Consider the following 13,586-nt stretch of genomic DNA (forward strand, 5'->3'; position numbering starts at 1 on the left):
GCCGGTCAATCGCGCGAGAACGCCGCCGCCGCGGCCATTTCGAGGTCCTGATACGGCTTGCCGCTCACATCCTCGATGACCTGGTACATGGTCCCTCCGATGAACGGGAACGGCGCACGGTAGCGCGCGGTGACCGATTGACCGCTGTCACGTCCGACGCAGACGCCTTCCCCGACGCCGGAGAAAACGGTGGGCTGGATGCGCATGTCGTCCAGGGAGCCCACCGGCTCGGTGTCGATATAGAGGACAGCCGCACCGGTGGGGGTGAAGTTGTCGGGGCGGGTTCCGTGTCGCTCGTATCGAACTCCGAGAATGTGATCGCCGGGGGATACCGGACGATCGGAGACGATGACCTGCTCTTCCTCACCCAGGAAGTTGTAGACGTAGTGCAGCAGGCCGTCCCGCATGAACAGGGCGTGTCCGCCGAGCCTGCCACCGTGGGCGAACAGCACGCCCTCGGCCGCCGGGCTGGTGATCGTCGCTTCCGCGAGCAGCGCGAACGACCGCCCCCGGATCTCCAGCGCCGCACCCGGCCCCACCTCCGCAATGTCGGGGTAGTACACCGCCCGATCACGCGTCCTGCCATATGTCGGACGGTAGCGGGTCATGGCGGAGAGGATATCGAGATCGTTCAGCGGCATGCCGTTGTATTTCTCGGCTTCCGAAAACCACAACGCTTTCAACTCCGCCAGTTTCGCCGGATGTTCCTCGGCGAGATCCCGCATCTGACTGCGGTCCTCCTCGAGATGGAACAATTCCCAGCGGTCGGTATCGAAATGGCCCCAGCCGGAAGGACATGCCGGGTGGACGGTGTCGGCGAACCAGCCGCGGTGCCATATCCCGCGCGTGCCGAGCATCGAATAGAACTGGGTGTGTTTACCGGTGTCGGCCCGAGCGTCATCCAGCAACGCTCGGAAACTCACACCCTCGAGGGGACGTTGCGCCACATTCTTCACGGTCTCCGGCGGCGCGATGTCGAGCAGTTCGTACACCGTGGGCGTGACATCGCAGACATTGAGGTACTGGTGGCGCAACTCGCCACGGGCGGCGATTCCCGCGGGCCACGACATCAGGCACGGGTCGGCGATGCCGCCTTCGTGTGAGGCGTAGCGTTTGTAGAGCTTGTAGGGCGTGTTGAACGCCATCGCCCAGCCGATGCTGTAGTGGTTGTAGGTTGTGGGCCCGCCCAATTCATCGATCTTGGCCAGGCTGTCGTCGATCGTGTCGACATAGCCGTTGAAGAATTTCATCTCGTTGGCCGAGCCGTTCGGACCGCCTTCGCCGCTGGCGCCATTGTCGGAGAACGCGACGATGATCGTATTGTCCAATTGGCCGCTTTCCTCGAGATAGTCCAGCAGCCGGCCGATCTGCGCGTCGGTATAGGAGAGGAATCCGGCGAAGACCTCCGCTTGTCGCCGGAACAGCCGCTTCTCGTCCTCGGACAACGAATCCCACGGTCGCACCGTGTCCTGCGCGGGCCACGGCTTGCCCTCGGCGCTGGTGGCGGCCGAGTACGGGTTGATCGGCGGCAGCTCGGTGTTCTCCGGCACCAGGCCCATGCGCTTCTGATTCTCCAGCACGATCTCGCGGTACTTCTCATAGCCCATATCGAAGCGGCCCCGATACCTGTCGGCCCACTCCGACGCGACATGGTGCGGCGCGTGGCCGCACCCCGGGCACAGGTAGAGGAACCAGGGTTTGTCGGGGGCGATCACCTTGGCGTCGCGGATGAACCCGATCGACCTGTCGGTGAGATCCTTCGACAGGTGATACCCGTCCTCCGGCGTGTACGGCGGCGCGATCGGATGATTGTCGTACATCAGATTCGGATACCACTGGTCGGCCTCGCCGCCGAGGAATCCGTAGAACCGTTCGAACCCGCGTCCGAGCGGCCAGTTCCGCTTCGAGGCGGCCAGATTCTCCTCCTCCAGAGGAGTCATATGCCATTTTCCGACCGCATAGGTGTTCCACCCGCGCTCGGCGAGGACTTCCGAACACAACGCGGTCTCGGCCGGAATCCGGCCGCACATGCTCGGGAAGCCATCGGTGAATTCTTCGATGGTCGCCATCCCGACCGAAGTCGCGTTTCTTCCGGTCAGCAGCGACGCTCGGCTCGGCGAACACAGGGCGGTGGTGTGGAACTGGGTGAACTGGACACCGCGATCGGCGATTCGCTTCATATTGGGCATCTCGACCAGGCCGCCGTAACAGTCCCAGGTACCGATTCCGATGTCGTCCCACACCAGATACAGCACGTTCGGTGCGCCCTTCGGTGCGGTGGGCTCCGCGTACGGGCCCCAGTCGGCGACCGAATCGCGAATATCCAGTTCGATATGTCCTTCGAACTCCCTGGCCATCATCCACCTCCGAGGGGATGTGCTGCTGATTCGCCGGTGATCGATCGCGTGGGCTTCGCCCCACGCTTCGTGGTCCACGACCGCGAGGGTCCGGTGCGGCCGTTCCAATGAAATCTACCGACCGATCGGGATACGGATCGGCGGTCAGCCGAATATCACCGGGGCTCGACCGAATTGTGATCGGCACGGATCGCACCGCTCATCCAGCGGTGACCGTACGAACAACGGACCCCAAGTCGAGGACATGGCATCGGCCTCGAACGGATAAGTTATAGCCAGTTCTGAGCGATCTTGGATTCAGCTATTTCGCCGCAACCGTTCTCGCCTTCCAGCCGCACCGACACCCCGACGGGAGGACGATCCGGACCGGCCATCGACCACTCCCGCCGAGCCGGCGATACGGACCGACCGGTCACCACTGTGCCTGAATAGTTCAACATGCAACAAACTGTTGATCCGCACAATCTTTCGCACACCTGACACGCACGCGCGTCGGGCGATCGACCCGGCGTCCCGACGCCGACACCCGCACACCGCCCGCAGCGACGCCGACAACCCGATTCGCGCATTGTGAAATCGCAAAGTCGCGGCGAATCGGATACGAATGCTGTATGTTACGTAACATTCCAGAGTATGGCCGGGTGATAGCTGGATGGCGATCACTCGGTCCGCGCTGGCCCATGTACGGAACCGAGCTATGAACGGCGCCTCCCCTGAGTACCAACGAGCTCCGAAGAATCACGATAGGCACCCGTGCCCATGAAATCGTCAACTACTTCGGAAAATGCCCGCACTGCGGATATCCGGCGCTCGCGTCGGCGTATGTGACCACCTACAACGACGGCAGCTCCTCGGCCTCGGTGATCGCGGCGTGCGGTTTGCCGTGCGGCTGGCGCGGGCCGGTGTCGCCGACCACCATGACCGGCGAGCCGCCGGTCCTTCGCGAGGGCCGCTGCGCGGTGTGACCGGAGGCGGCGAGGCCGACCCGGACACCGTTTCGGCTGTCGTGACGCGCCGTTCAGCGTAGGACCGCGACCGGAGCGAATCCCGGGAGCGGCGACGGCGCGGCCGCGCCGCGGTGGTAGGCACGGACGATCAGCGCTGAGCGCAGGCACCAGATGCCGTCCGGTTGCAGCGGATCGTGCCCGGTCAGCTGTCCGATCCGTTTGAGTCGGTTGTCCACGGTATTGGGATGCACCTTCAACTGCTGTGCCGTACGGCCGCGCATCTGGCTGTTGGCGACATAGCAGCGCAGCGTGTCCAGCAGTACGGCACGCTCGCCCAGCGGGGCGAGCACCGCGTCGAGGCGGTCGCGCCCGGGGCCGGGGCGGGTCAGCTGGAATTCAAGTGCGAGATCGTCGAATCGGTACAGGCGAGGGCGCAACCGCAAGCGGTGCACCATATTCAGTAATTCGTGCGCGTGATCGACGCCTTGGGCGACCCGCGCGGGCGTGGTGAAGACCAGGGCCGCGGTGACGGCCAACCGCGCTTCGATCGCCAGCGCGGCCACCGAATCGTCGAATCGGTCGCCGCCGCGATCGGTCACCGGCACCACCGCGGTGCCGCACCGCGCGCTCCAGCGCGCCCGCGCGGCGTCGCCGAAGAGCGTCTCGAACGCCGCTTCCACGCGCCGAAGTCCTTGGCGCGCGGCAATTTCGGCGTCGGACCCGGCGGTGGAATCCGGGTCGGGAGAGACGGTGATCGCCAGTACCGCATACGACTCGGTCATAACGATCCCCGGTGTAGCGCGGACGGATCGGTCAGCGGGCACGCACTGACCTCACCCGAAGGGAACGTCAACGACACATCCTGCCGAATACGCTGCGACCCGAAGGATTTCGTTGCACCCTCGGTCCTGACCTCGACGCCCACGACAACCTCCACGCGTTCGTTCGCTCGGCCGATCGCCGGGGCGGTCCGCGGCGTTCGACCTGCGCGGTCCCGCACCCTCGGGTGCGTCCAGCAGTGCGAATAGTTCGTTACATATACCACACTCTGTACTGCTGAAACCTATAATCTGATGTAGATCGGTCATTAACTTCTTGCCGAGCGTCGCGGACGCGGAGCGCGGTCGCCGTGACCACCCACCACGCCATCGACCATCTCGCCACGACCACCTCGGCCCATCCGCGCATGCATTGACGGCAGCTGCCCTCGGTTTTAATGTGATGGCGATTGCCATCACTTGGAAGGCGGCTCGACATGGCCCTGTTCAACCCCAAGACCGAGACGTTCGACGAATTCGATCCGGCCACCCGCGCGCGGCTACGATCCGTGGTCGACTTCTTCGAATCGAAAGGCAAGCGCGCGTTGACAACCGACGCGCAGCGGGCCGCGTGGTACGACGACTGGATGGACTTCCTCGCCGAGAGCCGCATCCTCGCCCACATGGCGACGCCGCGAGCGGCAGCGGACGGGGACGCCGACAAACGCTGGGATACCGCGGTCATCTCCCGGTTCAACGAGATCACCGGCTTCTACGGCCCGCAGTACTGGTACGCGTGGGGCGTGTCCACACTCGGGCTCGCCACCATCTGGCAGAGCGCCAACCGCAAGGCGCATCTGCGCGCGGCCGAGGAACTCGACCGCGGCGGCATCATCGGATTCGGCCTGTCGGAGAAGGATCACGGCGCCGATATCTACGCCACCGATATGCTGCTCACCCCCGACGGCAGCGGCGGGTTCACCGCGACCGGCAGCAAGTACTACATCGGCAACGGCAATGTGGCCCGGATCGTGCCCACCATCGGGCGGCGCACCGACCTCGAGGGGCCCGACGCGTACGTGTGGTTCGTCGCGGACAGTCAACATCCGAACTATCACCTGGTGAAGAACGTCATCCACGGCCAGAACTACGTCAGCGCATACGATCTGGAGAATTATCCGGTCACCGAGGACGACGTACTGCACACCGGGCGCACGGCCTTCGACGCGGCGCTGGCCGCCGTCAACTGCGGCAAGTTCAATATCGGCATGGTCGCGCTCGGCATCGTCGAGCACTGCTTCTACGAGACGCTCGACCACGCGCACGGCAAGATCCTGTTCGGCCATCCGGTCACCGACTTCGGTCAGGTCCGACAAATCCTGTCCGACAGCTACATTCGGATGAGTGCCATGCGGCTGTACCACCATCGCGCCATCGACTACATGCGCAGTTCGACCCCCGGAGACCGGCGCTTCGTCATGTTCAACTCCATCGGCAAGATGAAGGTCACCCGGGAGGCCGAACGTGTCTTCCGCGAACTCTCGGATGTCATATCCGCCAAGGGATTCGAGAAGGACAGCTACTTCGCGATGGCGCGCGGCACCATCGACTCCATGCCGCGCCTCGAGGGCACCGCGCACGTCAACATGGCGCTGACGCTGAAGTTCATGCCGAACTACCTGTTCAATCCGACCGATCTGCCGCCGGTTCCGGTGCGCCGCGACACCGGCGACGACGAGTCGCTGTTCCGCCAGCCCGGTGCGGCCGGACTGAGCAAGGTGCGTTTCGCCGACTGGCGGCCCGCCTACGAACAGTACCGCCACCTGCCGAACGTCGCGCTGTTCCTCGAGCAGGCCGACCTGTTCACGCAGTTCCCTGTGCAGGCCCCGCCCACCCCGGCTCAACTGGAGGATCTCGACTACCAGTTGGCGGTCGGCGAGTTGTTCACATTGCTGCCCTACGGCCAGCTCGTACTCGAACAGGCGAAGCTCACCGGTGCGGGCGATGCCGTCGACGATGTCGTCGACTCGATCTTCGAGGTATTCGTCCGCGACTTCTCCGCCTACGCGCTCGCGGTGTTCTCGAAGTCGTCTTCCACTCGTGCGCAACAGGATTGGGCGCTGAGCGCACTGCGCAAGCCGATCATCGATGAGCGGCGGTCGGCGCGGATCATGGCCGAGGTGCTCAGCCACGCGGGCACCTACGAGATGAATCCCTGACCGCCGAGGACGCCGGCCACCTCACCCACCCCGCGGACAACTCGGACAACTCACCGTAGCGCGTCTACACCCGGAATCCGCATGGGCGGCGATAGGTCCGCGCCGAACCGGGTACGCGGCGTTGGAGCGGATGATCGAAAGGAGTACGACATGTCCCCCACCGGATCACCACGTCGGACCGATCCCAGCGCCGCCTCCGATGCCGTTGCCCCCGCGCGGCTTCGGCTGGCCCTGGCCACCTGGGCCCTGCTGCTCGGCATAGCGAGTATCGCCTTCGCCCTGATGTGACCCGCGCGCCACGGCACCGATCCCCCAAGAGGAGGCCGACCCCGTTGCAGGAACTGTTGCGGCCGCTCATCGTCTTCGCGGCCACGATCACCGTCACCGTCACCCTCGGTCTACTGTTCGACCGCCTGCTGCGCTACTTGTCGCTGCGCAGGCCCGGCACCAACCTGCCCGCCCTGCTGCGCCGGGTGCAACTGCCGCTGCAATCGCTGCTCGGCTCCCTGGCGCTCTACGCCACCTATCCGCTGGCCCGCCTGGATCTGTCCCAGGACAATCTCATTCGCACCATACTCGCCGCGGCGGCGACCATGTCGACGGCTTGGACGATCATCCGCGCTGCCGACGCCGTGGCCGACAACACGCTGCGCTCCTACGCCGCGCGCGCCCGCGATATCGCCCGGGTCCGGCAACTGCGCACCCAACTCGCGCTGGTGCGCCGAATCGTCACCTCGATCCTGGTGGCGAGCACCGCCGCGGTGGCGATACTGCTGCTGTTCCCGAGTCTGCGCGCGCTCGGCACCTCGCTGCTGGCCTCGGCGGGCGTGATCGGCATCATCGCGGGCGTGGCCGCGCAGTCGACCCTCAGCAACCTCATCGCGGGACTTCAGATCGCGTTCGGCGATTCGGTCAAGATCGGCGACACCGTTGTGGTGGAAGGGGAATGGGGCACGGTGGAGGAGATCACCCTGGCCTTCCTCACCGTCCGCATCTGGGATGACCGGCGCCTGACCATGCCGGTGTCCTACTTCAACAGCAAACCCTATGAGAACTGGTCGCGGGGCGGACCCGAGATCACCGGCACCGTCTTCCTGCACCTCGACCACAGCACGCCCGTTCCGGTGTTACGGGACCACCTCTACGACTATCTGCGCACCCATCCCGACTGGGACCAGCGCAGCTGGAATCTGCTCGTCACCGACAGCACGCCCACCGATATCGTGGTCCGCGCGAGCATGTCGGCCGCCGACGCGGACGCGGTATGGCGACTGCGCTGCGCGGTGCGCGAGGAATTGCTGTCCTGGCTCAGCAGACACCATCCGTACGCGCTGCCGAAGATTCCGACGGCCATCGCCGAGACGTCGTCGCAGACCGCCGACGCCTGACCCGGCGGATTGGTCAGGCGTGTGTCGCGCCGATCCAGTGCAGCAGTTGGTGGACTGTCTCGTCGGCGAGCTGATACCGCACGACCCGGCCGGATTTGGCGGCGCTGACCCAACCCTGATAACGCAAGAGCCGCAACGCGTGTGACGCCGCGGTCGCCGACATCCCCACGGCCGCGGCGAGATCGGTCACGCTCTGGTCCGGTGTGTGGTGCAGGCAGACCAGCAGGCGCAGCCGATTGGCGTCGGAGAGCAGATCGAAACGGCGGGCCCAGTGCTCGACGCCTGCGGGATCCAGACCCGGCACGGCGGGCCGGACATGTTCGGGGTCGAGCTGACTGGCGGCCACGATTGTCTCTGCCGTTTCTCTCCTCGGGAACGATCCTCGCCAATGCTTACATATCGGTTCACTTGTACATATATTGCGAGTATCGTACCGGGAGGTGAGCAGCATCACCACGGCCATGCACATGAGTGATGGCATCGTCGACGCTCCCACCTCGGCGCTGTTCGCCGTCATCGCCGTCGCGGGGCTCGCGTTCGCCGCGTGGCGAGCGCGCGCGGACTTGGACGAACGTGCCGCGCCGATGGCGGGCCTGGTGGCCGCGTTCATCTTCGCGGTGCAAATGGTGAACTTCCCGATCCTGCCCGGGGTCAGCGGACACCTGCTGGGCGGAGCGCTCGCGGCGATTCTGGTCGGACCCTATGTCGGAGCGCTGTGCCTGGCGATCGTGCTGGTGGTACAGGCTCTGCTGTTCGCCGACGGCGGGCTGACCGCACTCGGCACGAACATCACGAATATGGCACTCATCGGTGTCGCGGCGGGCTACTTCCTCGCTCGCCGGGCACTGGCGATCTCCCGGGGCGGCGGGATCGGCATCGTCGCGTTCGTCGCGGGACTTCTCGCGACACTCTGCGCCGCCGCAGGTTTCGTCGGCGAGTACGCCATCGGCGGCGCCTCGGGATCGACCGTGGGCGCGGTCGCGGGGTACATGCTGTTCACGCACGCGCTGATCGGCATTGGCGAGGGTCTCATCACGGCGCTCACCGTGGCCGCCGTCGTCAACGCCCGCCCCGACCTGGTGTATCTGCTGCGGCACGGCGAAAGCCGGACCACACCTCGGATCGCGTTGTCGGCGAACGGTTTCCTGTTCGGTTTCGCCGCGGTGGCGCTGCTGGTCGCGGGGCTGCTGTCCTATGTCGCGAGTTCCCGGCCCGACGGGCTGGACGCCACGATCCGGCGCGGCTGCACGACGGTGTGGGTCGACGGGAGCGAGCAACTGCGCGGCGACTGCATCGCCCGCAATGCCGAGGACCATGCCCTGGCGAAGTCGCCGCTGGCCGACTACACCGTCGGCGGCGACCACCGGTTGACCGGTGTCGCGGGCGTGCTCGGGGTCGCCGCGGCCTTCGCCGCGCTCTTCGCGACGGTGCGTCTGGTGCGGACCGGTCGCGCGCACCGCCGCTCGGCGTCCCCCGCTGCCCGCGGTGAATCGCCCGCGCCGGAGTCCACGTAGTGGCGGCCATCGGCCAGCGGCTGCACCTGCCCGGCGACTCGCCGGCGCACCGAACCGCGCCGGAAGTGAAGATCGTGTGCGCGGCGATCTCGGTGTTCGCCGTCGTCGCGACCCCACGCGAGACATTGTGGCCCTATGCGCTCTACGCGGTCGGACTCGTCGCTATGTGGCGGTGGGCGCGCATACCCCCGCGGTGGATCGCGCCGCGTCTGCTCATCGAAGCGCCGTTCGTGGTGCTGGCGGTGCTGCTGCCGTTCGCGGCGGGGGAACCGCGGGTCGCGCTGTGGGGTGCGTCGCTGTCGACCGCCGGGCTCTGGGCCGCGTGGGGCATTGTCGCGAAAGGGACTATCGGAGTGGGTGTCTCACTGACCCTCGCCGCCACGACCGGTGTGCGCGAGCTACCCGGCGCACTGAGCGGACTTCGAGTGCCCGGCATGATCGTCACCATCGTCGCGCTCATGCTGCGCTATGTCGACGTGATCGTCGACGAGGCGGCGCGCATGCGGCTGGCACGGATCTCACGCGGTGACGATCCGCGCACCCTGTGGCAGGTCGGCGCGACCGCACGCGGGGTCGGCACCCTGTTCCTGCGCTCCTACGAACGCGGTGAACGAGTGCATCTGGCCATGCTCTCGCGCGGATTCACCGGCGCCGTCCATACCTTCGCGAGGCCAGGCGCCACCGTCGAGCAGTGGTTTCTCGGTTGTGTCCCGGCCGTCGCCGCGTGCGCGATCTGCCTCGCCGCCTTGGCCGTCCGGTGAGCGGCCCGCCCGCGGTGCGCGTGGTCGGGCTGAGCTTCGCCTATCCTGACGGCACCGCGGCACTGCACGGACTCGACCTCGAGATCGCCCGCGGGGAGCGGATCGCCGTGCTCGGTCCCAACGGCGCGGGCAAATCGACCCTCATGCTGCATCTCAACGGCGTACTCACCGCGGGTTCGGGCGAGATTCACATCGGCGGCACCCGGCTCGATCGCGGCACCGTGCGCGAGATCCGGCGGCGGGTCGGCGTGGTCTTCCAGGACCCCGACGATCAACTGTTCATGCCGACCGTGGAACAGGATGTCGCCTTCGGACCCGCCAATTTCGGTGTGCGCGGCGCGGCGCTCACCGAGAGCGTGCGGTTCGCGCTCGAGGCGGTCGGGATGTCGGACCGAGCCGACCGCTCACCGGCGCGGCTATCGTTGGGCGAACGCCGACGCGCGGCGCTGGCCACCGTCCTGGCCTGCCGTCCCGAAGTGCTCGTCCTCGACGAACCGGCCGCCAATCTCGACCCGGTGGCGCGGCGCGAACTCGCCGACATCCTGCTCACGCTGCCGACCACGCTGGTGTTGGTCACCCACGACCTGCCCTATGCCCGGCGCGTCTGCGACCGGGCCGTCGTCCTCGACGGCGGTCGCGTCGTCGCGGACGGAGCCATCGAGGACATACTCGGCGATGCCGGACTGCTCGCCGCGCACCGCCTGAGCTGAGCGCCGAACCCGATACGCCGGCATACCTGCAGGCGGGCACCGTATCCCGGTCGGCGACAACGGCATCGGCCTAGCGGCGAACCGTGGGTGACCGCTCGCGCGCACCGATCGCCGAAATCCCCGCTGGGGCATAACGTAGGGTCGGTTCGGGACTTTGGTCCCTGTCGCAGGCCGGTCGCGAATGGTGCCATGTCGGAGTCGTAACTCTTGACGCCGCGAGAAACGGAGTGGTCGGTGGTGGAACTATCCGGCGACGAGCAGACCGGAGCCGTCGCACTCGTCGTGCGCGGCACGGTCGATTCGGGGGAAGTCGAGCGCACGGTCCGCGCGGTGTCGGAAGTGGTGTGCGCGCACGGGTCCGATCCATCGGCCCGGATTCGGCTGACATCCGGGCCGTGCGCGGGCGGCCCGATACTGGCCGAGGTGACCGCGAGGGTCGGCGAAGCCACGGTCCGGGTCCAGGTCGGTGGACACGGTTCCGACATCGCGCGGCTGGTCGCGCAACGACTGCGACGCCAGATCCGACGTCTGACCGGCGTCGACGGCGATCCGATCTGGCCGGATCCGGTGCGGCCCGCGCTGGCCCTCGTCACCGAACGACGGCCCATCGTGCGTCGCAAGCACTGCGATCTGCTGCGGGGCGGGCCCTCGGCGGCGGTGCGCGCCCTCGACGCGATGGACTTCGACGCCCATCTCTACACCGATGCCGAGACCGGCGAGGACGCGGCCGTCTACCGTGCGGGTCCGCGCGGCTTCCGGCTGGGCCGCCAGCATCGAGTCGACCCCCCGACCGCACTGCACGCACTGCCCCTGACCATGAATCCGCGACCCGCACCGGTGCTGTCCGAACGTGCCGCCGCCGACCGGCTGTGCCGCTACGGCCTGCCGTTCGTCTTCTTCACCGACGCCGTGGACAGCCGGGGGCGGCTGTTGTACCGCCGCTATGACGGTGACCTCGGTCTGGTGGTGCCCTCCACCCGCGGTGGTGGGTCGTGATCGAGGATCTCGAGGTCGACGAGGCCGACCGGGCGGTGCTCGAACTGGACCGGGACGAGGCGCTCGACCTGCTCGCGGCCACACCGCTGGGCCGAGTGGTGTTCACCCGCAACGCGTTACCGGCGATCCGGCCGGTGAACCATCTGGTCGAGGCGGACGGCCTGATCATCGTGCGCACCCACCTGGCCACCCGATTCGGCGGCACCGTGCGCGCCGACCCGGGTGTCGTGGTCGCCTACGAGGCCGACGAGGTCGACACGGTGCGGCGGCTCGGCTGGTCGGTGGTGGTGACCGGGATGGCGCGTCAGGTCACCGATCCCGACCTCGTCGCACGCTACGAACGGTTGCTGCGACCGTGGGTCGGCCGGGCGATGGACACCGTGATCGCCATCGAACCCACCATCGTCAGCGGTATCAGACTGGTCGAACGGACCTAGCGGGCCGCGGCCTTCATGACACCACGAGCGGCTGACCGGGTGACAGCACGTGCACCCGGGTGTCCGGGGCGACATCGGCGGCCGCGTCCACGTAGAGCCCCGGGTTACGAACGGATTTGGTCATGAGCCGATCACCGATCGGACCGCCGCTGAAGCCGTAGTGTATGGGCACCGCCAGACGCGGGCGCAGCGCGCGCGTCAGATCGGCGGCCTGGACGGCGTCCATGACCACTTGACGGTTGAACGCCGGACGGATGCGTAATCCGTTGACGGGCAACAGTGCCAGATCCAGTTCGGGGAACCGGGTGGCGATCTCGTCGAGTTCGGCGATGCGCATGGTGTCGCCACCGAAGTAGATCGTCGTGCCGTCGGCGCGCAGGACGAATGTGATCTCCTCGACGCCGTGGCGCGCGGGCGCCGCGGTGACCTCGACCGGGCCCAGACGTGTTCGCTGCCAAGGCTTCAGCTCGACGACATCGGGAAAGCCCGCGTCACGCACGCGCCCCGCGAGCCCCTCGACGACCGCGAAGCGAATGGACTTGTCGGGATAGCTCGCGAGCGCGCCGAGATCGCAGTGGTCGTAGTGGGCGTGGGTGATCAGGACACCGCACAGGTACGGCAGATCGAGTGCCGTCGCGACGGATCGGGTCTCGGCCTGCCGGTAGAAGGGTCGCTCGGACAGCCAGGGATCGGTGAGGATGCGGGCTCCGCCGAAGTCGAGCAGGACGCTGGCGTGCACAACGCGGGTGACGGTGACGGTCATGGGAATCCTAACAAGACGAGTGTCTACTGACATTCGACAGTTGACACCCGTCTTGTTACGCTGTCAAGGTGTCGTCCCCCAGGAGAACCCGCAATCCCCGGGGCGCGGGCGGTCGTTTGCGTGAGGAGTTGATCGAAGCGGCGAGCAAGCTGCTCGAGACGCTCGACGGTCAGGAATCGCTGTCGCTGCGCGCGGTGGCCCGCGCCGCGGGCATCGCGCCGCAGAGCGTCTACCTGCACTTCGACGATCGGCGCGCACTGCTCTCGGCGGTATACGAGGTGCGCTTCGCCGAACTCGGCTCACGGCTGGCGGCGGTGACGGACCCCGATCCCGCGACCAGACTGCGCCGGATCTGCCACGCCTACTGCGATTACGGCTACACCCATCCCGGCCACTACCGGGTGCTGTTCAGCACCGCGGGCATGCCGGGCTGGGAGCCGACCGACGCGGCGCTGCCGGGACTGCCGGTATTCCGCATGCTGGTGGACGCGGTCGCGGCCACCGGAAGTGCCGACCCGACCGCCACGGCCGCATGCCTGTGGACGGGTATGCACGGCTTGATCGTGCTGCGCCAGGACCGTCCGAGCTTCCCGTGGCCCGATGCCGAGGTCCTGCTCGATACGCTCGTCGACGCGCACCTGTACGCCGCGAATCACGCGAGGGCCGAACGGGACTCGGCGACCTAGCGGATACGTCGCCGCTTATTCAGGGGCCTATACATCGCATTCGTCGGGCA

At 67.0% G+C, this 13,586-nt stretch carries 14 protein-coding genes and 2 pseudogenes; 11 read left to right on the forward strand and 5 right to left on the reverse strand.

All coding sequences use genetic code 11. The features are described from left to right. Nucleotides 1-5 precede the first annotated feature (5 nt). Entirely contained in the window at nucleotides 6-2,357 is a 2,352-nt protein-coding gene (locus APZ21_RS16980) for an arylsulfatase (RefSeq protein WP_082393199.1), read from the reverse strand. Between the two features lie 824 nt (nucleotides 2,358-3,181). Between APZ21_RS16980 and APZ21_RS34115 the strand changes: the two genes are divergently transcribed. Then, nucleotides 3,182-3,322: a hypothetical protein gene (locus APZ21_RS34115; protein WP_156371125.1), complete on the forward strand. Its 141-nt coding sequence runs from the start codon at nucleotides 3,182-3,184 to the stop codon at nucleotides 3,320-3,322. Between the two features lie 53 nt (nucleotides 3,323-3,375). Here APZ21_RS34115 and APZ21_RS16985 read toward each other — a convergent pair whose 3' ends face one another. Both APZ21_RS16985 and APZ21_RS35645 read right to left on the reverse strand, forming a co-directional pair. Next, nucleotides 3,376-4,086: a PucR family transcriptional regulator gene (locus tag APZ21_RS16985; protein ID WP_054814248.1), complete on the reverse strand. Its 711-nt coding sequence runs from the start codon at nucleotides 4,084-4,086 to the stop codon at nucleotides 3,376-3,378. Between the two features lie 41 nt (nucleotides 4,087-4,127). Further along, nucleotides 4,128-4,241, reverse strand: a pseudogene (locus APZ21_RS35645) (ABC transporter ATP-binding protein); the annotation flags it as partial. Between the two features lie 318 nt (nucleotides 4,242-4,559). Here APZ21_RS35645 and APZ21_RS16990 point away from each other — a divergent pair. The 3 genes from APZ21_RS16990 (at nucleotide 4,560) to APZ21_RS16995 (ending at nucleotide 7,669) form a co-directional block, all read left to right on the forward strand. Further along, the gene (locus APZ21_RS16990; protein WP_054814249.1) at nucleotides 4,560-6,281 is read left to right on the forward strand and encodes an acyl-CoA dehydrogenase family protein; all 1,722 of its coding nucleotides are present in this window, start codon (nucleotides 4,560-4,562) and stop codon (nucleotides 6,279-6,281) included. A 150-nt stretch (nucleotides 6,282-6,431) separates the two neighbouring features. Continuing rightward, on the forward strand, nucleotides 6,432-6,569 hold the full coding sequence (locus tag APZ21_RS34125; RefSeq protein ID WP_156371126.1) for a hypothetical protein: 138 nt from the start codon (nucleotides 6,432-6,434) through the stop codon (nucleotides 6,567-6,569). 44 nt (nucleotides 6,570-6,613) lie between these two features. Beyond that, nucleotides 6,614-7,669: a mechanosensitive ion channel family protein gene (locus APZ21_RS16995; protein ID WP_054814250.1), complete on the forward strand. Its 1,056-nt coding sequence runs from the start codon at nucleotides 6,614-6,616 to the stop codon at nucleotides 7,667-7,669. A gap of 13 nt (nucleotides 7,670-7,682) precedes the next feature. Here the strand turns inward: APZ21_RS16995 and APZ21_RS17000 are convergent, their stop codons facing one another. Beyond that, on the reverse strand, nucleotides 7,683-8,018 hold the full coding sequence (locus APZ21_RS17000) for an ArsR/SmtB family transcription factor (RefSeq protein WP_054814429.1): 336 nt from the start codon (nucleotides 8,016-8,018) through the stop codon (nucleotides 7,683-7,685). A gap of 112 nt (nucleotides 8,019-8,130) precedes the next feature. On the opposite strand from APZ21_RS17000, the pseudogene APZ21_RS35130 reads away from it, so the two are divergent. The 6 genes and pseudogenes from APZ21_RS35130 to APZ21_RS17025 all read left to right on the forward strand — a co-directional run. Continuing rightward, a pseudogene (locus tag APZ21_RS35130) lies at nucleotides 8,131-8,772 on the forward strand (energy-coupling factor ABC transporter permease); the annotation flags it as partial. After that, nucleotides 8,749-9,183 carry a PDGLE domain-containing protein gene (locus APZ21_RS35135; protein WP_371852290.1) on the forward strand — a complete coding sequence of 145 codons (435 nt, stop codon included), beginning with the start codon at nucleotides 8,749-8,751 and terminating at the stop codon, nucleotides 9,181-9,183. The pseudogene APZ21_RS35130 and the gene APZ21_RS35135, both read left to right, overlap by 24 nt. After that, nucleotides 9,183-9,944 carry a cobalt ECF transporter T component CbiQ gene (gene cbiQ / locus APZ21_RS17010; protein WP_054814251.1) on the forward strand — a complete coding sequence of 254 codons (762 nt, stop codon included), beginning with the start codon at nucleotides 9,183-9,185 and terminating at the stop codon, nucleotides 9,942-9,944. The genes APZ21_RS35135 and cbiQ overlap by 1 nt, the downstream gene beginning before the upstream one ends. Continuing rightward, nucleotides 9,908-10,654 carry an energy-coupling factor ABC transporter ATP-binding protein gene (locus tag APZ21_RS17015; protein ID WP_239476670.1) on the forward strand — a complete coding sequence of 249 codons (747 nt, stop codon included), beginning with the start codon at nucleotides 9,908-9,910 and terminating at the stop codon, nucleotides 10,652-10,654. The genes cbiQ and APZ21_RS17015 overlap by 37 nt, the downstream gene beginning before the upstream one ends. A gap of 234 nt (nucleotides 10,655-10,888) precedes the next feature. After that, on the forward strand, nucleotides 10,889-11,650 hold the full coding sequence (locus APZ21_RS17020) for a sigma 54 modulation/S30EA ribosomal C-terminal domain-containing protein (RefSeq protein WP_063125089.1): 762 nt from the start codon (nucleotides 10,889-10,891) through the stop codon (nucleotides 11,648-11,650). After that, nucleotides 11,647-12,087: a pyridoxamine 5'-phosphate oxidase family protein gene (locus tag APZ21_RS17025; RefSeq protein WP_054814253.1), complete on the forward strand. Its 441-nt coding sequence runs from the start codon at nucleotides 11,647-11,649 to the stop codon at nucleotides 12,085-12,087. The genes APZ21_RS17020 and APZ21_RS17025 overlap by 4 nt, the downstream gene beginning before the upstream one ends. A 13-nt stretch (nucleotides 12,088-12,100) precedes the next feature. Here the strand turns inward: APZ21_RS17025 and APZ21_RS17030 are convergent, their stop codons facing one another. Beyond that, nucleotides 12,101-12,850 carry an MBL fold metallo-hydrolase gene (locus APZ21_RS17030; RefSeq protein WP_054814254.1) on the reverse strand — a complete coding sequence of 250 codons (750 nt, stop codon included), beginning with the start codon at nucleotides 12,848-12,850 and terminating at the stop codon, nucleotides 12,101-12,103. Between the two features lie 68 nt (nucleotides 12,851-12,918). On the opposite strand from APZ21_RS17030, the gene APZ21_RS17035 reads away from it, so the two are divergent. Next, entirely contained in the window at nucleotides 12,919-13,536 is a 618-nt protein-coding gene (locus APZ21_RS17035) for a TetR/AcrR family transcriptional regulator (RefSeq protein WP_082393178.1), read from the forward strand. The last annotated feature ends 50 nt before the right edge of the window (nucleotides 13,537-13,586 follow it).

The sequence above is a fragment of the Nocardia arizonensis genome (genome assembly GCF_001310275.1).
Classification (GTDB): domain Bacteria; phylum Actinomycetota; class Actinomycetes; order Mycobacteriales; family Mycobacteriaceae; genus Nocardia; species Nocardia arizonensis.

Bases quoted from the DNA above. Each gene is read 5' to 3' on its own strand.
- APZ21_RS16990 (WP_054814249.1), top strand. From the start codon at position 4,560: ATGGCCCTGTTCAACCCCAAGACCGAGACGTTCGACGAATTCGATCCG.
- APZ21_RS17030 (WP_054814254.1), bottom strand. From the start codon at position 12,850: ATGACCGTCACCGTCACCCGCGTTGTGCACGCCAGCGTCCTGCTCGAC.
- APZ21_RS16985 (WP_054814248.1), bottom strand. From the start codon at position 4,086: ATGACCGAGTCGTATGCGGTACTGGCGATCACCGTCTCTCCCGACCCG.
- APZ21_RS16980 (WP_082393199.1), bottom strand. From the start codon at position 2,357: ATGGCCAGGGAGTTCGAAGGACATATCGAACTGGATATTCGCGATTCG.
- APZ21_RS34125 (WP_156371126.1), top strand. From the start codon at position 6,432: ATGTCCCCCACCGGATCACCACGTCGGACCGATCCCAGCGCCGCCTCC.